The sequence below is a fragment of the Pseudarthrobacter linnaei genome, assembly GCF_055412825.1.
In genome coordinates this window covers 80956-100762 of record NZ_JBVAYX010000005.1, presented here as the reverse complement: position 1 = coordinate 100762, position 19807 = coordinate 80956, and the positions used below count along the sequence as shown (strand labels likewise).

The window sequence follows — 19807 nt, the reverse complement described above, 5'->3', positions numbered from 1 at the left end:
GAGCACCCGGACTCGGGAGGCTAGCTACCAGGCACAATTGAACCTTCATCGCACCCGTTGAAGCCTGGTATCCGGCGGAACTGGCACTTCGTCTTTCGCCAGCCGGAGCAGGCTTCCACAGCACCAGGGAGTGTCACCATGACTGTCGTCGTCACGGACCAGGCGTATCTTGCCCGGTCCATCGAGCTCGCCACGGCCAATGTCATGGACAGCGGAGGCCCGTTCGGGGCCGTTATCGTCACCGCGGACGGAAAAGCGTTCGACGGCGTCAACCGCGTCACTGCCGCCAACGATCCCACCGCCCACGCCGAGGTAACAGCGATCCGCCGGGCCTGCACCGAGCTGGGCCGGTTCGTTCTGAGCGGAGCGACCCTGTACAGCAGCTGCGAACCGTGCCCGATGTGTCTTGCTTCCGCCCTGTGGGCCCGCGTGGACCGGGTGGTTTTCGCCGCCGACCGCCACGACGCAGCCTCGGTCGGATTCGACGACGCCGCGTTCTACGAGTACTTCGAGAACAACCGGCCCGACTCCGTCCTTCACGTGCGCCAGCTGGAGCTCTTCGGTCCGGAAGCGCCGCCTGCGCTGCAGCCCTTCACCACCTGGCGCAGCCTGCAGACCCGGACTGACTACTAACCCGGCCTGCCAGGGGCGAGAATGTGCTCACACCGCGCCACACAGTGCGGGGCACAAGGAACCTCGCCCCGCAGCCCGCAGCAGCTGGCCCCGCAGCACGCAGCAGCTCGCCCCGCAGCACCAGGAGGTGCCATGGACATGAACACCATCGAGGCCGTGGTCCGCACGACGGATCCGGCCGACTGGCAGGTCGGGGATGCCTGGCTGGCCGGCGGCACCGTACTTTTTTCCTACGGGAGCTTCGCCTTTGGCGCGGAACCGCTCAGGCGGCTGCTGGACCTCGGCTCCGCAGGCTGGCCGGCCGTCACCGTGTCTGAAGCCGGGATCGAACTCGCGGCCACCTGCACCATCGCCGAGCTCTATGCGCTCTCCGGCAGCGAAACGGGCTGGCCGCACGCGGCCATCTGGCCTGCGCTGGAGCTGATCCGGCCGTGCTGTGACTCGTTCGTGGCGTCGTTCAAGGTGTGGAACATGTCCACAGTGGGAGGCAACCTCTGCACCGCCCTGCCCGCGGGACCCATAATCTCGCTCTGCGCGGCACTGGACGGCGTGGCCACAGTGCTCGGCCCGGGTGGGGCCTGCCGCACCGTCCCGGTGCTCGACTTCGTCACGGCGGATGGGCGGAACTGCCTGGCGCCCGGCGAACTGCTCCGCAGTGTCCACCTCCCGGCGTCGGCCCTTGCCTCGAGGGTTGCGTTCCGCCGCTTGTCGCTGAGCAACCTGGGCAGGTCCGGAGTGCTCCTCATCGGAAGGCTCGACGCCGACGGCCGCCTGGTCCTCACGGTCACCGCCGCCACCAAGCGCCCGGTGGAGCTGCGCCTCGGGGACTGTTTCGGCGAGTCCGGCGACACCGCAGACGGCCAAGGTTCGGCCGCCGGGCTGTCCGATGCGCTGGACGCCGCCATCCCGGACGAGCTCTACCACGACGACATCCACGGACTGCCCGCCTGGCGCAAGGACATGACCTACCGGCTCGCCGAGGAAATCCGCGCCGAGCTGGCGGCCTCCGCGGGGACCGCAGCACACGTGTCCGGCGACTTCTGGCCGCCGCGTCGCCCAGCACGGCCGGCTCCGCCGCCGCAGGGAGGGGCCTGAGCATGGCCATCGAGATCAACGGTGCCGCGGCGCAGACCGGCCCGAGGCCGGGGCAGTGCCTGCGGACCTTCCTGCGGGAGCAGGGCAACTTCGGTGTAAAGAAGGGCTGCGACAGCGGCGACTGCGGCGCCTGCACCGTCCACGTCGATGGTGTTCCCGTGCACAGCTGCATCTACCCCGCGGTCCGGGCCGAAGGCAGGGCCGTGACGACGGTGGAGGGCCTCGCCGGCACCGGCCCCGGCGCCAGCGCCCAGCTGCACCCCATGCAGCAGCAGTTCCTGGATCGCCAGGGCTTCCAGTGCGGTTTCTGCACCGCGGGCATGGTGATGACGGCGGCCACCTTCGATGATGTACAGAAGGCGGACCTGCCGCGGAACCTCAAGGGGAACCTGTGCCGCTGCACCGGCTACCGGGCCATCGCGGACGCCGTCGGCGGCGAGGCCGCACACAACGAATCCGCCCACCCCGACCCCGAAGGACCGGGATCCAGCCACCCCGACCCCGAAGGACCGGGATCCAGCCACCCCGACCCCGCGGGGCCCGGATCCGGGATCGCCGGCGAGAACCAGCCCGAGCCGCGTCCCGGCCAGCTCGGCGACGACGTCCCGGCCCCCGCCGGCCGGGCGATCGTCACCGGCACGGCACGCTACACCCTGGACGTGCCGGCGTCGGAACTTCCGGGCCTGCTGCACGTGAAGCTCCTGCGCTCGCCGCACGCCCACGCCCGGGTGCTGTCCATCGATTCCACCGACGCGCTGGCAAGTCCCGGCGTCGAGGCGGTCTTCACCCATGAGGACTCACCCGCGCAGCTGTTTTCCACCGCGCAGCACGAGTTGTACACCGACGATCCGGACGACACCCGGGTGCTCGACGACGTGGTCCGGTTCGTCGGGCAGCGGATCGCCGCCGTCGTCGCCGATACGGTGGCCGCGGCGGAGGCCGGCGTCCGGGCGTTGAAGGTGGAGTACCAGGTGCTGGACGCCGTGTTCACCCCGCAGGACGCGCTGCGCCCCCGCGCCCCGGCGATCCACGGGGACAAGGACGCCGCCACGGCCCGCATCGGGCGGCCGGAACGGAACGTCGTCGCCGAGCTGCACTCCGAACTCGGCGACGTCGCGGCGGCCTTCGCCGCCGCGGACTTCATCCACGAGCAGACCTACCGCACCCAGCGCGTGCAGCACACCGCGCTGGAGACCCACGCCGCCATCGCCTTCATCGACGACGACGGCCGGCTCCAGGTCCGCACCTCCAGCCAGGTGCCGTTCCTGGTCCGGCGCACCCTGGGCCGGGTCTTCGCCCTGCCGGAGGACCGGATCCGGGTGGTTGCGGGACGGGTCGGCGGCGGCTTCGGCGGCAAGCAGGAAGTCCTCACCGAGGACATCGTGGCGCTCGCCGCGCTGAAACTGCGCCGCCCGGTGCAGCTCGAATTCACCCGCACGGAGCAATTCACGGCAGCCACCACCCGCCACCCGTTCACCATCCGGCTCAAGGCCGCCGCCAGCACCGAGGGCCACCTGACGGCCCTGCAGCTGGACGTGCTGACCAACGCCGGCGCCTACGGCAACCATTCGGTGGGCGTGATGTTCCACGGCTGCGGGGAATCCCTGGCCGTCTATAACTGCGCCAACAAGAAGGTCGATGCGCAGGCGGTGTACACCAACACCGTCCCGTCCGGCGCGTTCCGCGGTTACGGACTGAGCCAGATGGTCTTCGCGATCGAGTCCGCCGTCGACGAGCTCGCCGCCGGGATCGGCATGGACCCGATGGAGTTCCGCCGCCGCAACATGGTCCGCGAGGGCGATGACATGCTCTCCACCCACCCCAACCCGGAAGAGGACGTCCTTTACGGCAGCTACGGGCTGGACCAGTGCACCCGGCTGGTGCAGGACGCCCTGGCCCGCGGCCGGGAACGCTACCGGGACGCCGGACTCGAGGATTTCGGCCCGGACTGGGTCACCGGGGAGGGCTCGGCGCTGTCCATGATCGCCACCGTCCCGCCGCGGGGCCACTTCGCGCATTCCCGGCTCCGGCTCCTGCCCGACGGGAGCTACCAGGTGGACGTGGGCACCGCGGAATTCGGCAACGGCACCACCACCGTGCACGCCCAGCTCGCCGCCACCGCCCTGTCCACCACCGCGGACCGGATCACCGTCCGGCAGTCGGACACCGACCTGGTCGACCACGATTCCGGCGCCTTCGGCTCGGCAGGGACGGTCGTGGCGGGCAAGGCCACGCTCGCCGCGGCCGAGGAACTGGCGGTGCGGATCCGGGCCTTCGCCGCCGAAATCCGGCAGATCCAGGCCTCCGGGTGCGTGCTGGAGGTCGGCGCGGTCGTCTGCGGGGGAACCCGGGTGCCGCTGGCGGACCTGTACGGCGCCGCCGCAGCGGCCGGCGTCGAACTCTCCGGCGAGGGGCGCTGCGGCGGGACCCCGCGGTCGGTGGCTTTCAACGTCCACGGATTCCGGGTGGCCGTCAACACCGGGACGGGGGAGCTGCGGATCCTGCAGAGCGTCCAGGCCGCCGACGCCGGCGTCGTGGTCAACCCGCGGCAGTGCTGCGGGCAGATCGAGGGCGGCATCGCGCAGGCGCTCGGCGCCGCGCTGTACGAGGAGGTCAGGGTCGACGACGCCGGCAAGGTCACCACCGACATCCTCCGGCAGTACCACATCCCGTCCTTCGCCGACGTGCCGCGCAGCGAGGTGTACTTTGCCGACACGTCCGACAAGCTGGGCCCGCTGGGCGCGAAATCGATGAGCGAGAGCCCGTTCAACCCGGTGGCGCCGGCACTGGCCAACGCCATCCGTAACGCCACGGGGGTCCGGTTCGCGGAGCTGCCGATTGCCCGGGACAAAATCTACCTCGGCCTGAAGGAAGCCCGCCTGGCCGCCGGCCCCTAACCGCATCCCCCAAAACCAACCCCCAAAACCAACGCGGGGTCAGCTACGGCCCATGTTGTGGGGGTTCTTGGGCCGGATCTGACCCCGCGTTGCTGTTCCGGCCTATAGTCGGATGATGGAAAAGCGAATCTTGGGCAAGACCGGACGGAACGTCTCCATTGTTGGACTGGGGACCTGGCAGCTTGGCGCGGACTGGCGCAACGTGGACCCCGCGCAGGCGCAGGCCCTCCTGGCCGCCTCCGCGGAAGCCGGTGTCACGTTCTTCGATACCGCGGACGTGTACGGCGACGGCCGCAGCGAGCAGGCCATCGGCAAATTCCTGGCAGACAACCCGGGCCTGGACATCACGGTGGCCACCAAGATGGGCCGCCGGATGGCGCAGTTGCCGGAGCACTACAACCTCGCCAACTTCCGCGAGTGGACGGATCGGTCCCGGCGCAACCTGGGCGTGGAGCAGCTGGACCTGGTCCAGCTGCACTGCCCGCCGACCGCCGTGTACAGCAACGCCGAAGTCTACGATGCGCTGGACACCCTGGTCGCCGAGGGGGCCATCCGGAACTACGGCGTCAGCGTGGAGCGGACCGACGAGGCCCTCGAGGCCATCCGGCACGCGGGCACGGCTACCGTGCAGATCATCCTCAATGCCTTCCGGCTCAAGCCGCTGGACGAGGTGCTGCCCGCGGCGGAGGCCGCCGGTGTCGGCATCATCGCGCGCGTGCCGCTCGCCTCGGGGCTGCTTTCCGGCAAATACACGGCGGACACGTCCTTCGCGGCGGATGACCATCGGAACTACAACCGCACCGGCGCGGCGTTCGACGTCGGGGAGACCTTCTCCGGTGTGGACTTCGGGCAGGGCCTCCGGGCGGTGGCCGAGTTCGAGGAACTCGTGCCCGACGGCGTCAGCACCGCCCAGGCGGCCATCGCCTGGATCGCGGCGCAGGACGGCGTCAGCACGGTGATCCCCGGCGCGCGGAACGTGGACCAGGCCCGCTCCAACGCCGAAGCGGCAGGGGCCAGCGGCATCGACGCAACGTTCGACGTCGGCGTCCACGAAATCTACGACAAGTACTTCCGCGAAGCGATCCACCCGCGCTGGTAGCCCCGCCCAAAACCAACGAGGGGTCAGCTACGGCCCATGTTGGGGCCCTTCTTGGGCCGTAGCTGACCCCGCGTTGTGGCTGGCGTGAGACGGCCATAAAGCGCGTGTCGGCGGCGAAGCGGCCCGGTTAGTCTGATTACCCGACGAATTGCCAAGGGAACGGGCCTGGAATGACATCATCCTTCATCGAGGGCTTTGTTGACCGGCTCGCCGCCGTGCCAACAGGGCCGGGGTGCAACAATTTCTTCGACCACACCGTGCCGGGAAATGCCCAGCGCCGACGGAACCTGGCGATCTACCTGAGGGAAATGCAGGACCGCTCCCCGACGGTACTGCTGGTCGGGGAAGCCCCCGGCTTCCGGGGCATGCGGATCACCGGGGTCCCGTTCACCAACCGCACCATGTTCGAGGGGCCCGCCAACGCGTTTGGGCTGTTCGGGCCTGGCAAGGGCTACGTGCTGCCGGCGGAGGCGGCGGGAGTGGCGGCGGAACCGACGGCCACGGTGATGTGGGAGGTGCTGGCCGAGCTGGACGTCCTGCCCCTGCTCTGGAGCGCCTGCCCGTGGCATACCCATGTGCCGGGACGCCCGCTGTCCAACCGCACCCCGAAGGCCTCCGAGGCAGCACTGGGAACCCCGTTTTGGCAGGCGCTGACCGAGGCGTTTCCCATCGAAACGGTGGTGGCCGTGGGGAATGTCGCGCACCGCAGCCTGCAGCGGAGCGGCCTGGACGTGCCGAAAATCAGGCATCCCGCCCACGGCGGCCGGTCCGGTTTCAAGCTCGGTCTGCAGGAGCTTCTGGGCACCTCCCGCTAAAACCCGACGCGGCTTGCCTGGCCCATGCCGGGGTGTTCCTTGGGCAGTAGCTGACCCCGCGTTGCGGCGGTGGGCGGCGGGCCCGGCTGCGCTGGGCCCTAGTCGAGGAGGTGCAGTTGGCCGGGGTAATCGAGGTCCTCGCCGCCTGAGAGGTCGCTGCAGTCCACAAGGTCGATCAGCTCCGGATGGCCCTGGAGGAAAAAGCGTGCCCCGGCGTCGCCCGCTGCCATTTCCACAGCCTCGGCGCGGAGGCTGACATCCAGGAGCAGCGGATGCCCGCGCATGAGTTTCCCCTCCGCGCCACGGTAGCCGGCCGCCGTCACGCGGCCGGGCCGGTGGGCTGCCAGCACGCGGGCGACGGTCGCCGCTGTCAGCCCGGGCTGGTCCACCAGCGCGATGAGCACATGGTCCGCCGGGGCGGCCGCGGTGACTCCGAGCCGGAACGAGCTGCCCATCCCGGTGTCCCAGTCCGCATTGTCGATGACCCGGTGCCGGCTGAGGTCGGCGGAGGCGCGGACCGTTGCCGCGTCCGCGCCGAGCACCGCCACCACTTCCCGGCAGCCGCCCGCGAGCAGCACCCCGGCCAGCACTTCCACGAGCGTGCGGCCGCGGAACCGGAGGAGCGCCTTGGGCCCGCGCCCCAGCCGCGTCCCGGCGCCGGCGGCCAGCAGCACCGCCGTAGTGCCTGGTGCTCCGCTACGGCTCAGTGCTCCACTGTCGCTCATCTGCCCACCCTAACGTCGCAGGTCCGGCGTCGCCCCCGGTTCTGCCGGTGGTCCCGGACGGCGCTCAGCTGCCCCGGTAGGTGGAATACGCGAACGGGCTCAGCAGCAGCGGCACATGGTAGTGCGGCTCCGACTCCACCACACCAAAGGTGAGGATCACTTCGGGGAAGAACGTTTCGGTCCCGCTGGTGGCGAAGTACTCTCCCGTATTGAAGGCCAGGCGGTAGGTCCCTGTGGGCAACCGGTCCGGTCCCAATTGTTTGATGCGCCCGTCAGTGTCTGTGGCGCCCCCGGCGATCTGGACCCAGCGATCGCCGTCGAGCAAATGGAGGGTGACCGGTACCTCCGCCGCTGGCTTGCCGGAACCGGTGTCGAGTACGTGGGTGGTGACGTGGGACATGCTCATTTTCCCATCAGTCCTTCGAGTCGGAGCACAGCGATTTCCCGCAGCTGCTGGCCAGTAATTGCCTGTTCTTCGGCGGGCGTGTGGCCGAGCCGGGTGTTGAGCGCGGCCAGGATGTCCGCGCGGCTGCGGCCGGCTGCACGGATCAGGAACACCTGCCCGAACTTCTCCTCGTAGGCCCGGTTGCCTTTCGCCAGGGCTTCCGTGACGGCCGCGCCGGCCTCGCCAAGTCCGGCCTGTTCTGACTGGGAAAGCCTGGCCTCCGTGCTGTTTCCCTGGGACCGCTCGCCGATCCGCGGGTGATGGGCCAGTGCTGCGTCGATCTCCGCCGGAGTGAACGGGTCGGCTGCGGCGCGGCCCGCCTCAAGAAGTGCGTCAACCCCGGAAAAGGGCCGCGCGTCGGCCAGCGCGTCGATCCAGCGCTGGATGTCCAGGCAGGGCCGCAGGGCATCGGCGGCGTCCGTGCGGCTGGCCGCATTGAACTGGTCAAGGTGCATAGGGCGGGTCCTTGGTCTTGATGCTGGCATCCACGGGGAAAGCTCCGGAGCGCCAAAGGTTCAGGCGAAAAGGTCCGGACGCGAATTCCCTCCCCACGTTAGTGTGGGACGGAGCCAATCCACGGATGAAAGGCAGTGTCATGAGGGATCCGAACGAACCGCGCACCGATCCGGCCGACCTGCGGGGGCCCGGCGACCCGGACGCCGTCGAGGCTTACCAGCCGCACGCCGAACCCGGCCAGGCCGGCAACATCCGCGAGGAGCAACTGACCCAGGCCGCAGGAACGGTGCCCGCCAGCTACGTCGGATCCGGCGACCCCGAGGCGGAGAACAAGCCCGAGAACGCCGCCGACGCCGGCATGTGGGACGACGAAACCTAAAACTCCGGCGGAATTCCAGCTGCGGGCGATGATCCAGCAGAGCGACAACGACTCGTGGTCGCTGATCATGGACGCCGTGGGCCACCCAGAGCTGACAGACTACGCGGCCGCGATGGGCGTGGACTACGCCCCCACCAGTAACACACTCACGCCCTCGGAGATGACCCGCAGTCTGGCCGGGCTGTATAACGGGACGCTGCTGGAACCCGGCAACACCGCGCAGCTGCTGGGCTACATGCAGCACACCAACTATGAAACGCTCATCCCGGCCGCCGTCCCTGCCGGCATCACCGTCTTCCACAAGTACGGGCTGCTGGGCGGGGAGCTGCACGACGCCGGCATCCTCGCCAAGGACGGTAATGCCTACGCCCTCGTGATCTTCACCAAGGGTGAGGACCTGGGCAGCGTCCCCCAGCGGACCGACATCATCCACCAGGTGACGGCGGCCGTGGCGGACGCCCTGTTCTAGACGAGGGTCCGTCCGGATGGCTTCGCCCCAGGCCGGCGCCGGCCGGCGTCGACCGGCGGTCCGGGGGCACTTTGCGGCCGTCCGGCGTCGACGTGGCCGACGGCGGACCGTCATTTCGAGTCAAAGTGCCCCCGGACGGCAGGGGATGACGCCGGACCGCGGGGGGACGGCGTCGAATGGGCACCGGAACGGCACCCCGCGGCGGGCGTCACGCCATGAACTTCAGGCAACAGGGAGCCAGGGGACATGTCCCCTGGCTCTCGGTGCGCGGGCGCGTGGGCCCCGGGATGATCACTAGTAGATTCTGGCTACCTCGCTCTTGTCCCAACGGGTCCAATCGGACCAGTGATCGCTGTTGCCGCTGCGGACGCGGAAGGAAACGAGTTGGTAGACCTCCTCGGTGCCCCGGCGGTCCAGCACGCTGTCGTAACTGTGAATTGTCACGGCGTCGTCACGGCGATCGAAGGACTCCCAGAACTTGGACCACCCCAGGAGATCGTCGTGCCTGCCGCGGTCGTCTTCAAAGCGCAACTGCCGGATTTGCACGGTCTTGTTGCCGTCGCAGTTCACATAGATCCGGAAATCCAACTTAATTCTGTCTCTGTCTCTGCCTCTGTCTTTGTTGTCTTTGTTGTCTTGCTTGACGGGCCTGAGGGGATCGACTGTGCAGCCGCGTTCGGAGGGTGAGGCAACGGCCGGCCCGGCCGCTGCAACAGGTCCCCCGATGAGCCCGAGGGCGACAGCCGGGATCAGGGCGATCCGGGCCGCCCGGGGGCGGGTCTTACTTGGTGATTTGGTGATGGACATTGTCTTCATTCTTCTGCCTGATGGTGCGGATCTTCAGCATTAAACGGCGTCTGGCCGCCATGATCACACCGCGGTGGCGCTGCAAATCAGGCGGCGGCATCCCGTTCCAGTTTCAATTAGCTCGCCCGTACTCTGCGGGGGCTCCAGCCGGCGTCCGCCCATAACAATGTGGGGACCCGGTCCTCTAATCCTCCGCCGGCCGCGGCCCATGATCAATAGGCGCAGGTTAGCTTTCCCGGCCGGTGTCCTCGGCGGCCGCTGGCACTTTTGCTCTCGGCGGGCGGGGCATTTTGGTGGGCCGGCGTCGCAATGGACGACGCCGGCCCGGCGTTTCGTGTCAAAGTGCCCCCGGGCGGCACAAGCTCGGTCAGGGTTGGGGCCAGAGTGCCCCAGGCAGTCTCCCCGAGAGCCCGGGCCGGCTCGGGCTACGCCCGCGGCGTCCCCAGGAAGCCCAGCAGCACCTCGTTGACCTCGGCGGCGTGGGTCCAGAGCATGCCGTGCGGGGCGCCCTCAATCTCCACGTATTCGGCGCCGGGCAGGGCCTTGGTGAAGCGCCGGCCCGTGACGTCGATCGGCAGGATCCTGTCCGCGGTGCCGTGCACGATCAGGGCCGGGACATCGATCTTGGGGATGTCGGCGCGGAAGTCGGTGAGCCAGGAGGGCTGGGCGGCCGCGGAGGCCGTGGGGCCGCCCGAGGTTGCCAGGTTCCAGCCCGCCCGCATGACTTCCTCGCTGAGCCGGGGCGTGCCGAGGAAGGTATCGCTGTTGTAGAAGTTCTTGAAGAACTCGGTGAAGAAGGCGTAGCGGTCCGTGGTAACAGCCTCCAACAGGCCGTCGAACACGGACTGCGGGACGCCGTCGGGGTTGTCCTCGGCCTGCAGGACGTAGGGCTCCAGTGAGCCGAGGAACACAGCCTTCGCCACCCGGGCCGAACCGTAGCTGCCGAGGTACCGGCCCACCTCGCCGGTTCCCATCGAGAAGCCCACCAGCACGACGTCGTCCAGGTCCAGTGCGGTGAGCAGGGTGTTGAGGTCGGCGGCGAAGGTGGCGTAGTCGTAGCCGTCGGTGGGCTTGCTGGACTGGCCGAAGCCGCGGCGGTCGTAGGTGATGACCCGGTAGCCGGCGCCCAGCAGGGCCGTGGTCTGCTTCTCCCAGGAGGAGCCGTCCAGCGGGTAGCCGTGGATCAGGACCACCGGCTGCCCGGTCCCGTGGTCTTCGTAGTAGAGCTCGATGTCGGTGCTGTTCTCGGTTCCAACCTTGATGTAAGCCATGTCAGCGGTCCTCTCGGTACGGTTCGGAAGTCAGTTCGTGCAGGAGCGGCGCAGCGCTGGTGCCACTGTACGGAACCAACGCCGGCAGGCCGCAGGGTGTTCCCGCGCGATTGGCGGCGCGCATTTGGACCCAAATACCCCTAGGGGTATAGTAGTAATAACGGACCTACCAACAAGGAGAACCAGATGTGCCGACAGGTTGCATGCAAGAAGTGCGGTAAGACCACTTGGGCCGGCTGCGGCCAGCACGTTGACTCGGTCATGCGGGGCGTCAAGAGCGCCGACCGCTGCAAGGGTCACGAGGGTGAAGTCAGCACCAAGACCGGCTTCTTCGCCAAGCTCTTCGGCCGCTAAGCCGGTTCTCCAGCTGGAGCGCGGGACCCCGTTGCACACCGTGCAGCGGGGTTCGGCGCGTTAACAGCCCGGGCGCTTACGTCAGCCCGGGCGTTAAGGCCCAGCGCTGACGCCGTCCGCACTCACGCACCCGCGTGGCTCCCGCTACCCCAGCACCGCCTTTGTGACCACATCCGTCAGATCGTGGATCATGGCCAGGCGTTCCTCGCTCTCGCCATCCTCGCCCCAGCTGTAGATGGTCAGCGCGTAGGACCGGTCGCCGGAGCTCAGGAGGGCCGCGTCGTGGACATAGCCCTCCAGATGGCCGTACTTGTGCTGCACCGTGATGCCCGGGCCGACGGCAGCCGGAATGAGCCGTTCGTTGTTCGTCTGCTGCATGTGGCCGAGCAGCTCCTGCGTGTGCTCCGCGTTGAGCAGTTTGCCCGTGGACAGCTGTTTGAGCAGGTCCGCCATCTCGGCAGGGGTCAGCAGGTTCTGCTCCGGGTCGTAACTGATCCCGATCGACGCGGCGTACTCGATCAGCCGGGGGTAGCCGATGTCCTGCATCAGCAGCAGCCAGGCGTCGTTGCTGCTCGCATTGACCATCGCCTGGATCTGGAACGCGGCGTTGTAGCTCCCCAGCGGCACGTCCAGCGACTTCTCGCCGGTCTCCACCAGATGGTAGTAGGCGGCCGCCGTAATGATCTTGGCGGTGCTGGCGGCTACAAAATCGGACCCGTCACCGTAGCCGCGCGGTTCACCGCCGTGGGTGTCCGCGAGGACGACGCCGATCCGGTAGCCGGAGTTTTCGGCCAGGACCCGCCGCACCCCGGCGTCGAGGGCGTCGAGGTCGACGGCGGCCTGCGGGGCCTGCGCCGCCGGGGCGTCGTCCCCGGGCTGTTCGTGCCACGGGTCCTGCCACGGGTCCACCGGGCCTGCGAGGAACTCCGTCCCGGGAACCGGCCCGGTGCGGACGACGGCGACGGTCACCGTGCCCAGCAGCAGCAGGGCCGTGGCCGCCCAGACCAGGAGCAGCTTCGCCCCGGCTGTGAGGGGCGTGGCGGGCGGACGGGAGGGTCCCGAGGTGTTCATGGTGCAGGACCTTCCAGGTCAGTTAGGGGCAGGGGTTTCCTGCAATGTATGCCCGGGGAATGGGCATGTCCAAATGCCGCGCGGGGCGGCGCGAAGGTGAGGGCAAACTCCCGGCCGGCACGGCACCGGACGTGTGACACGGCCCACGGCGGAAGCGCCGTCCGGGGGCCTCTGCACCATTAGGCTGGCAGCTATGCCGAGGAAAATAGCCATGAGCCTGCCGGACCCGACCCTGCGCGAGTATCTCCAGCCCCACCCCGACGTCACCGTCCTGGAGTGGGACCTGACCGGGGAGCCGCCCCGGCCGCGTCTGGACATCGTGGTCCAGCCGTACATGGGCAGCACGGAGATCCTGCGCGGCCTGGAATCGGTGGACACCGAGCTCGTGCAGAGCCAGTCGATCGGGTACGACGGAGTCGCGGAATCGCTGCCCGCGGGCCGGGTGTTCGCGAACGCCGCCGGTGTCCACGAGACCTCCACCGCCGAACTGACCCTGGCCCTGATCCTGGCCAGCCAGCGTGAGTTCCCGCGGCTGCTGCAGAACCAGCAGGAGGGCCGCTGGGAGACCCGGCCCACCGCCAGCCTCGCGGACCGGCGGGTGCTGATAGTCGGCTACGGCGGTGTGGGCAGGACGATCGAGGACCGCCTCCTGCCCTTCGAAACCACCGTGACCCGGGTGGCGAGCAGGGAACGGACGGACCCGCGCGGCCACGTCCACGGCATCGCGGAGCTGCACACCTTGCTGCCGGAGCACGACATCGTGATCGTGGGCGTGCCGCTCAGCGACGCCACCCGCCACCTCATCGATGACGCCTTCCTCGCGGCCATGCCCGACGGCGCCCTGGTCGTCAACGTGGCCCGCGGACCGGTCGCGGACACCGACGCCCTGGTCCGGCACACCGGCACCGGCCGGATCCGCGCCGCCCTGGACGTCACCGACCCCGAGCCGCTGCCGCAGGACCACCCGCTGTGGCGGACCCCCGGCGTCATCATCAGCCCGCACGTGGGCGGGGCCAGCTCGGCCATGCGGCCAAGGATGGGGAAGCTCGTCCAGCGGCAGATCGAGCTCATGCTCGCGGGCGAACCCCCGGTGAACGTGGTGCTGGGCGGCTAACTGCCGGGCTGCTCGGGCGGCGTCGGGTTGCCGCACGGTGTCCACGACGCCGACCACGCTGCCGTGGGTCGGCAAAGATCAAGCAGTACGCATCGTCCGCCTGCCCGCAGGTGGCTCCCCGCGCGAGCAGCCCTTTATTGGGCATCGTTTCCACAAGAATATTTCGAGCCCCAACCTCGCAGGCGAATCTGCACGCAGCGCGAGCCTGTCGTGCGGCTTTGCTACGTCCGCGGCCCCGCGCGGCCTCTTCGTCGCAGGGACGAACAGATCGGCCGGCGCGAGAACCGCGCGGGGAATGGTCCCGACAAACATCAACGCCGGGCCCCAACGGGGTGCTGGTACCCGGCAGTGAAACTAAACGGCCGCAGGGACGTCGAAGCGCTGCCCCTCCGGCTTGGACGGCAGGATCATGAAGACCAGCAGCGCCAGGCTGCCGAGGAACGGCACGAGCCCGATAAGGACCATCCAGCCGCTGAAGTTCACGTCGTGGAGTCGGCGCACAACCAGCGCCAGGGACGGGACCATGACCGCCAGGGCCCAGATGGCCAGAAGGATGATACCGACGACGGCGCCGGGGCCCGGCACTGTGGCGCCGGTTGCGTCAGTAGTCGAACCCGCTGCACCGGCCACGGACATGATGACGTTCAAGACGATGGAGACCGCACTTGAAATGAGGGTCCACCACCAGTATTCGCTGCGGCTGGCGCGTCCGGTGAACGTGGCGTATTTCTTGAAGAAGCGCTGCGCGGCCTCCCCGATCGGTGCACCATAGTACGGTGCCCACAGGGGGACGGCGCCGACGGGCTTGACCTGCTGGTACTGCTGTGTGTTCGACAAGTGGATCTCCTTGTTTGATGTGCGCTGACGGTCCATCCTAGGGGCGGAATCCAGCCGGAACGGGTCCCGCAGATGAATTCTTCGAGTGTGTCCTCTCGTCCCCCTATAGGGCTTGACCTGCGAAAACACCGGACCTGTCCCGAACAGCGGCTTGGCCGTGGAATACCGGCAGGCAGGTGCGGACCACTTGGAACCACCGGGGCCGCGAGGGAACCCCCGGCCCGCTTGGCTGGTTGATGCGGTGCCGATTCCGCCCATGCCAGGGAGTCCGCGTCAGGCTGGAGACTGTCCGCCTGATTGATCATCGCCGGGATCGCTCGGACGATCTCAAGAATCTCAGGCGGCATGTCCCGCATGTACAGCTCGAGGGCGCGCCCCCGTTCCCCCGCGGCGATCAGGACGCGGAGGTCATCCGCAAGCTCCCTCGCACCGCTGCCAGGCGGGGCCAAGGGGGCCTCCCAGAGGGCGAGCCCGGTCACCGGGACACCGTTCGCAGCGGCGAACAGGGAGAGTGAACACCCGGACGAATGCCCGCACAGCACGGTGCTCCCGCCCACCGCTTCGACGAGAGCGGTGATCGCAGCCAGTTCCCTGTTGAGGGAGATCGGGGCGTCGGCGCTACTCTCGCCTCGGCCCACGCGGTCATCAACCACCGTGGTGAACCCTCTGTCGGCGAGAAGCTCGGCCGTTGCGGTGGTGGCCGGATCGATCTCGCGCCACGGGCCAGCGCCGGCGACGAAGATCACCGACGGGCCGGTTCCGCGCATGTCGAAGGCGATACGGTCATTCAGGGCGGTAGCCACAAAACTGGATATGTCTTCCTCATTTCTCCAGGACGAACGGCAACAATGCCAGCGGCCTCCGTGGCGGGGTGGTGGGGTCTGCGCGCTTGCACACCGTCAACCTATTGGCGCTCGGGAGATGACGCAAGCAGGCGAGGACTGGTGGGCTTTGGCCCTTGACGGCCATGGTGAAGACTTCGAGAGGGAACACATCAAGGCTTGGACTTTGACCAGCCGGCAGATGGCCGCCGAACGCCGACAGCGGGGTTCGCCCTGACAGGGCACGGTCCGCACCCAGCATCCGGACGTAAACTGACCTCCGGATCACCTAGCGGGAAACACCGCGTGGCTGGGAGTACGGATGCTCTGGAAACTGCTCGTTGAATACCTGGCACCGCAACGCAGGCTGCTGCTCGCCGTCGTCGTCTTCCAGCTGGCGCAGTCCATCGCCTCGCTGTACCTGCCCACCCTGAACGCGGACATCATCGACCAGGGGGTGGCGAGGGGGGACACGGACTACATCCTGCGCATCGGCGGGGTGATGCTGCTGGTGACCCTGCTGCAGATCGCCTGCGCCATCGCGGCCGTGTATTTCGGGGCGAAGGCGGCGATGGCGATGGGCCGGGACGTGCGCGGGGCGATCTTCAGCCGCGTGGCGGCCTTCTCCGAGCAGGAGGTCACCCGCTTCGGCGCGCCGAGCCTGATCACCCGCTCCACCAACGACGTCCAGCAGGTCCAGCAGCTGGTGCTGATGTCCGCGACCCTGATGGTGGCCGCGCCCATGCTGAGTGTCGGCGGGGTGATCATGGCGATCCGGCAGGACGTGCAGCTGTCCTGGCTGATCGCGGTCAGCGTGCCGGTGCTGATGGGGGCGGTGGGGCTGATCATCACCCGGATGGTGCCGCTGTTCCGGCTCATGCAGACCCGGATCGACACCGTGAACCGGGTGTTGCGCGAACAGCTCACCGGCATCCGCGTGGTCCGCGCCTTCGTCCGCGAGGACGTGGAGACCGCCCGCTTCGCCCGGGCCAACGAGGACGTCACGGACACCGCCCTGCGCGCCGGCCGGCTGATGGCGCTCGCGTTCCCCACCGTGATGCTGGTCCTGAACGTCTCGAGTGTGGCCGTGATCTGGTTCGGCGCGTTCCGGATCCAGGACGGCTCCATGCAGGTGGGCACCATGATCGCGTTCCTGAGCTACCTCATGCAGATCCTGATGTCCGTCATGATGGCCACCTTCATGGCGGTCATGATCCCGCGCGCGGCGGTCTCTGCGGACCGGATCGGGCAGGTCCTCGGCACCGAGTCCAGCGTCCGGCCGCCGGAGCATCCGGTGGGCTTTGAAGGCCGCACCGGCCGAGGCGAACTGGAAATGCGCGACGTCGGGTTCGCCTACCCGGGGGCCGAGCAGCCGGTCCTGTCCGGGATCAGCTTCACCGCCCGGGCGGGGCAGACGACGGCGATCATCGGCGCCACCGGCTCCGGCAAGACCACCCTGGTGAACCTGATGCCGCGGCTCTTCGACGCCACCGCCGGCTCGGTCCGGATCGACGGCGTGGACGTCCGCGAGCTGCACCCGGACCTGCTCTGGGGACACATCGGCCTGGTCCCGCAGCGGCCTTACCTGTTCTCCGGCACGGTGCGGAGCAACCTGCTCTACGGCAAACCCGACGCCACCGAGGACGAACTCTGGCAGGCGCTGTCCATTGCGCAGGCGGACGACTTCGTCCGGGAAATGGAGGGCGGGCTGGACGCGCCGATCTCGCAGGGCGGCACCAACGTCTCCGGCGGGCAGCGGCAGCGGATCGCGATCGCCCGGGCACTGGTGAAACGCCCCGAGCTGTACATCTTCGACGACTCCTTCTCCTCGCTGGACACCGCCACCGACGCACGGCTGCGGCAGGCCCTCCGGCAGCACACCGCCGGCGCCACCCTGGTGATCATCGCCCAGCGGGTCTCCAGCATTCTCGACGCGGACCAGATCCTGGTGCTCGACGGCGGCCGGCTGGTCGCGCACGGCACGCACGAGGAGCTGCTGGAGACCTCGGAGACCTACCAGGAGATCGTGAACTCCCAGCTCGCGGCGGAGGAGGCGGCATGAGCGCTCCGAACCGCATCGGGCCGGCCGCCGCTCCGGGCACGCCGGATGGCGGGGGAACCGGGGCTCCCGGTGCTGCTCCCGCCGTCGAACGCATCCCCCGTCCGCGCGGCGGCCCCGGCCACGGCGGACCGTTCGCCGGGATGAACGTCCCGGCGGAAAAGGCCACGAACTTCGGCCCCTCCGCTAAACGGCTGCTGGGCCAGCTCCGGCCCGAGCGGTTCTGGCTGGTGGTGGTCCTGATGCTCGCCGTCGTGAGTGTGGCGTTCTCGGTGATCGGGCCGCGGCTTCTGGGGGAGGGCACCAACCTGATCTTCGCCGGCGTCGTGTCCAAGGACCTGCCGGCCGGGGTGAGCCAGGAGCAGCTGATCGCGCAGCTGCGCGCCGAGGGGCAGGACCAGCAGGCGGACATGCTCAGTGCAATGACGCTGACCCCCGGCGCCGGGATCGACTTCGCCGCGCTGGCCACCGTGCTGCTCTGGGCGCTGGTGCTGTACGTGCTGGCCTCGGGCTTTATGTGGATGCAGGCATACATCCTCAACGGCGTCGTGCAGCGCACCATGTTCCGGCTGCGCGAGCGGATCGAGGCCAAGATCAACAAGCTGCCGCTGCGCTACTTTGACACGGTCCAGCGCGGCGAGCTACTGAGCCGGGTCACCAACGACGTGGACAACATCTCCCAGAGCCTGCAGCAGTCCATCAGCCAGGCGGTCACGTCGCTGCTGACCGTGCTGGGGGTGCTGGTGATGATGTTCATCCTCTCGCCCACCCTCGCCCTGATCGCGCTGGTCACCGTGCCGCTGACGCTGGTGACGACGGCGCTGATCGCCAAGCGCTCGCAGAAGCTGTTCGTGGCGCAATGGAAGCACACCGGGGAGCTGAACGGGCAGATCGAGGAGACCTACACCGGGCACGCGCTGGTGAAGGTGTTCGGCCGGCAGCGGGAGGTGGAGGAGCGGTTCCGGCAGAAGAACGCGGAGCTGTATGAGGCCAGCTTCGGCGCGCAGTTCGTCTCCGGCCTGATCATGCCGGCCATGACGTTCATCGGGAACCTGGTTTATGTGGGGATCGCCGTGGTGGGCGGGCTGCAGGTGGCCGCCGGCGCGATGCAGCTCGGGGATGTGCAGGCGTTCATCCAGTACTCGCGCCAGTTCACCCAGCCGCTGGCCCAGCTGGGGTCGATGGCGAACCTGCTGCAGTCCGGCGTGGCCTCGGCCGAGCGGGTGTTCGAGCTGCTCGACACCGAGGAGCAATCGCCCGATCCCACTCCCGGGGTCGCTCCCGCGGCGACGCGGGGGAAGCTGGTGTTCGAGAACGTCTCGTTCGCGTATTCGCCGGACAAGCCGCTTATTGCGGACCTGAACCTGGTGGCCGAGCCGGGGCAGACCGTGGCCATCGTTGGGCCCACCGGGGCGGGCAAGACCACGCTGGTGAACCTGATGATGCGCTTCTACGAGCTCGACGCCGGGCGGATCACGCTCGACGGCGTGGACGTCACCGCGATGACCCGGGATGAGCTGCGCTCGCGGATGGGCATGGTGCTGCAGGACACCTGGCTGTTCGGCGGGACCATCCGGGACAACATCGCCTACGGCCGGCCCGCTGCGTCGGAGGTCGAGATCCTGGAGGCGGCGCGGGCGACGTACGTGGACCGGTTCGTCCGGTCCTTGCCGGAGGGCTATGACACGGTGCTCGACGACGAGGGCGGCAACGTCTCCGCCGGGGAGAAGCAGCTGCTGACGATCGCGCGGGCATTCCTGGCCCGCCCGTCGGTGCTGATCCTGGACGAGGCCACCAGCTCGGTGGACACCCGCACCGAGGTGCTGGTCCAGAAGGCGATGAGCGCACTGCGCTCGGACCGGACGAGTTTCGTGATCGCGCACCGCCTTTCCACCATCCGCGACGCCGACCTCATCCTGGTGATGGAGGACGGCCAGATCGTGGAGCAGGGGACGCACGCTGAGCTGCTGGCGGCCGCCGGGGCTTACGCGGAGCTGTACGCGGCGCAGTTCGCGGCTCCGGTGGCGGAGGTCTAGGGGACATGCAAGACGTTTCTTGTCGCTCCCGAGGCGTAGAGGTACGGATCGTCTCTGGACGGCTCAACCTTACGTAATATCCGATATAGGCGATGGTTGCGGAGTTTTCGGGATGCTTGCTTAGGTCCGAAGCGTTTGATCTACGTGGCTGGCTGCGCGGCACCTCACGCCGCCGCCACCTAATATCGCACCGGATCCATCCCCGCCGCCCACTGCATCAAGGCTCAAATTTAGCCCCGATCAGTGCGCCGCACAGATGCCCCGCCACGTCGTCGCGGACACCGACCGAACAAGTATGCCCGGGTGCTGTCCCGCTGCGGCGCCTGGCTCTCGGAGCCCCGGCAATCCCGCCGTCGACCGCTCGTTCTTGTGACAGGCAGAACTTCCCACCACCCGCCGCCGTAGTACACGGACACACAGCGCA

At 68.6% G+C, this 19807-nt stretch carries 17 protein-coding genes and 2 pseudogenes; 11 read left to right on the top strand and 8 right to left on the bottom strand.

The window, feature by feature from the left end; translation table 11 throughout:
* Nucleotides 1-138: 138 nt before the first annotated feature.
* From ACZYZ3_RS06930 to ACZYZ3_RS06910, 5 genes are all read left to right on the top strand, one after another.
* Nucleotides 139-633, top strand: coding sequence for a nucleoside deaminase (locus tag ACZYZ3_RS06930; RefSeq protein ID WP_463963089.1), 495 nt, complete (start codon nucleotides 139-141; stop codon nucleotides 631-633).
* A gap of 132 nt (nucleotides 634-765) precedes the next feature.
* Nucleotides 766-1728, top strand: a complete 963-nt coding sequence (locus ACZYZ3_RS06925; protein ID WP_463963088.1) for an FAD binding domain-containing protein — start codon at nucleotides 766-768, stop codon at nucleotides 1726-1728.
* Nucleotides 1729-1730: 2 nt separating this feature from the next.
* A complete protein-coding gene (locus tag ACZYZ3_RS06920; protein ID WP_463963087.1) occupies nucleotides 1731-4625 on the top strand; it encodes a molybdopterin-dependent oxidoreductase in 2895 nt (964 codons plus the stop codon).
* A 115-nt stretch (nucleotides 4626-4740) separates the two neighbouring features.
* Nucleotides 4741-5724 carry an aldo/keto reductase gene (locus ACZYZ3_RS06915; protein WP_463963086.1) on the top strand — a complete coding sequence of 328 codons (984 nt, stop codon included), beginning with the start codon at nucleotides 4741-4743 and terminating at the stop codon, nucleotides 5722-5724.
* A gap of 170 nt (nucleotides 5725-5894) precedes the next feature.
* Nucleotides 5895-6539, top strand: a complete 645-nt coding sequence (locus tag ACZYZ3_RS06910; RefSeq protein WP_463963085.1) for a uracil-DNA glycosylase — start codon at nucleotides 5895-5897, stop codon at nucleotides 6537-6539.
* A gap of 98 nt (nucleotides 6540-6637) precedes the next feature.
* Here ACZYZ3_RS06910 and nboR read toward each other — a convergent pair whose 3' ends face one another.
* From nboR to uraD, 3 genes are all read right to left on the bottom strand, one after another.
* A complete protein-coding gene (gene nboR, locus ACZYZ3_RS06905; RefSeq protein ID WP_463963084.1) occupies nucleotides 6638-7264 on the bottom strand; it encodes a nicotine blue oxidoreductase in 627 nt (208 codons plus the stop codon).
* Between the two features lie 64 nt (nucleotides 7265-7328).
* On the bottom strand, nucleotides 7329-7670 hold the full coding sequence (gene uraH / locus ACZYZ3_RS06900; RefSeq protein WP_463963083.1) for a hydroxyisourate hydrolase: 342 nt from the start codon (nucleotides 7668-7670) through the stop codon (nucleotides 7329-7331).
* Nucleotides 7667-8164 carry a 2-oxo-4-hydroxy-4-carboxy-5-ureidoimidazoline decarboxylase gene (uraD, locus tag ACZYZ3_RS06895; RefSeq protein ID WP_463963082.1) on the bottom strand — a complete coding sequence of 166 codons (498 nt, stop codon included), beginning with the start codon at nucleotides 8162-8164 and terminating at the stop codon, nucleotides 7667-7669. Before uraD ends, uraH begins: the two co-directional genes overlap by 4 nt.
* Before the next feature lie 140 nt (nucleotides 8165-8304).
* Here uraD and ACZYZ3_RS06890 point away from each other — a divergent pair, with 140 nt between their 5' ends.
* Nucleotides 8305-8544 carry a hypothetical protein gene (locus tag ACZYZ3_RS06890; RefSeq protein ID WP_463963081.1) on the top strand — a complete coding sequence of 80 codons (240 nt, stop codon included), beginning with the start codon at nucleotides 8305-8307 and terminating at the stop codon, nucleotides 8542-8544.
* A 16-nt stretch (nucleotides 8545-8560) separates the two neighbouring features.
* A pseudogene (locus ACZYZ3_RS06885) lies at nucleotides 8561-9013 on the top strand (serine hydrolase); the annotation flags it as partial.
* Nucleotides 9014-9307: 294 nt separating this feature from the next.
* Here the strand turns inward: ACZYZ3_RS06885 and ACZYZ3_RS06880 are convergent.
* Entirely contained in the window at nucleotides 9308-9820 is a 513-nt protein-coding gene (locus ACZYZ3_RS06880) for a hypothetical protein (RefSeq protein ID WP_463963080.1), read from the bottom strand.
* A 425-nt stretch (nucleotides 9821-10245) separates the two neighbouring features.
* Nucleotides 10246-11091 (bottom strand): alpha/beta fold hydrolase, encoded by an 846-nt coding sequence (locus ACZYZ3_RS06875; protein ID WP_463963079.1) that lies wholly within the window; start codon nucleotides 11089-11091, stop codon nucleotides 10246-10248.
* A gap of 186 nt (nucleotides 11092-11277) precedes the next feature.
* Here ACZYZ3_RS06875 and ACZYZ3_RS06870 point away from each other — a divergent pair, with 186 nt between their 5' ends.
* Nucleotides 11278-11445 (top strand): DUF8730 family Cys-rich protein, encoded by a 168-nt coding sequence (locus ACZYZ3_RS06870; RefSeq protein WP_307464437.1) that lies wholly within the window; start codon nucleotides 11278-11280, stop codon nucleotides 11443-11445.
* A gap of 144 nt (nucleotides 11446-11589) precedes the next feature.
* On the opposite strand, the gene ACZYZ3_RS06865 is transcribed toward ACZYZ3_RS06870, so the two are convergent.
* Nucleotides 11590-12516: a serine hydrolase gene (locus tag ACZYZ3_RS06865; RefSeq protein ID WP_463963078.1), complete on the bottom strand. Its 927-nt coding sequence runs from the start codon at nucleotides 12514-12516 to the stop codon at nucleotides 11590-11592.
* A gap of 193 nt (nucleotides 12517-12709) precedes the next feature.
* Between ACZYZ3_RS06865 and ACZYZ3_RS06860 the strand changes: the two genes are divergently transcribed.
* The gene (locus ACZYZ3_RS06860; RefSeq protein WP_463963077.1) at nucleotides 12710-13630 is read left to right on the top strand and encodes a 2-hydroxyacid dehydrogenase; all 921 of its coding nucleotides are present in this window, start codon (nucleotides 12710-12712) and stop codon (nucleotides 13628-13630) included.
* A gap of 354 nt (nucleotides 13631-13984) precedes the next feature.
* Here the strand turns inward: ACZYZ3_RS06860 and ACZYZ3_RS06855 are convergent, their stop codons facing one another.
* Together ACZYZ3_RS06855 and ACZYZ3_RS06850 are read right to left on the bottom strand one after the other, a co-directional pair.
* Nucleotides 13985-14467 carry a DUF805 domain-containing protein gene (locus tag ACZYZ3_RS06855; RefSeq protein ID WP_463963076.1) on the bottom strand — a complete coding sequence of 161 codons (483 nt, stop codon included), beginning with the start codon at nucleotides 14465-14467 and terminating at the stop codon, nucleotides 13985-13987.
* Nucleotides 14468-14709: 242 nt separating this feature from the next.
* Nucleotides 14710-15309, bottom strand: a pseudogene (locus tag ACZYZ3_RS06850) (alpha/beta fold hydrolase); the annotation flags it as partial.
* Nucleotides 15310-15610: 301 nt separating this feature from the next.
* On the opposite strand from ACZYZ3_RS06850, the gene ACZYZ3_RS06845 reads away from it, so the two are divergent.
* The gene (locus ACZYZ3_RS06845) at nucleotides 15611-17350 is read left to right on the top strand and encodes an ABC transporter ATP-binding protein (protein WP_463963075.1); all 1740 of its coding nucleotides are present in this window, start codon (nucleotides 15611-15613) and stop codon (nucleotides 17348-17350) included.
* On the top strand, nucleotides 17347-19383 hold the full coding sequence (locus ACZYZ3_RS06840) for an ABC transporter ATP-binding protein (RefSeq protein WP_463963074.1): 2037 nt from the start codon (nucleotides 17347-17349) through the stop codon (nucleotides 19381-19383). Before ACZYZ3_RS06845 ends, ACZYZ3_RS06840 begins: the two co-directional genes overlap by 4 nt.
* Nucleotides 19384-19807: the final 424 nt, after the last annotated feature.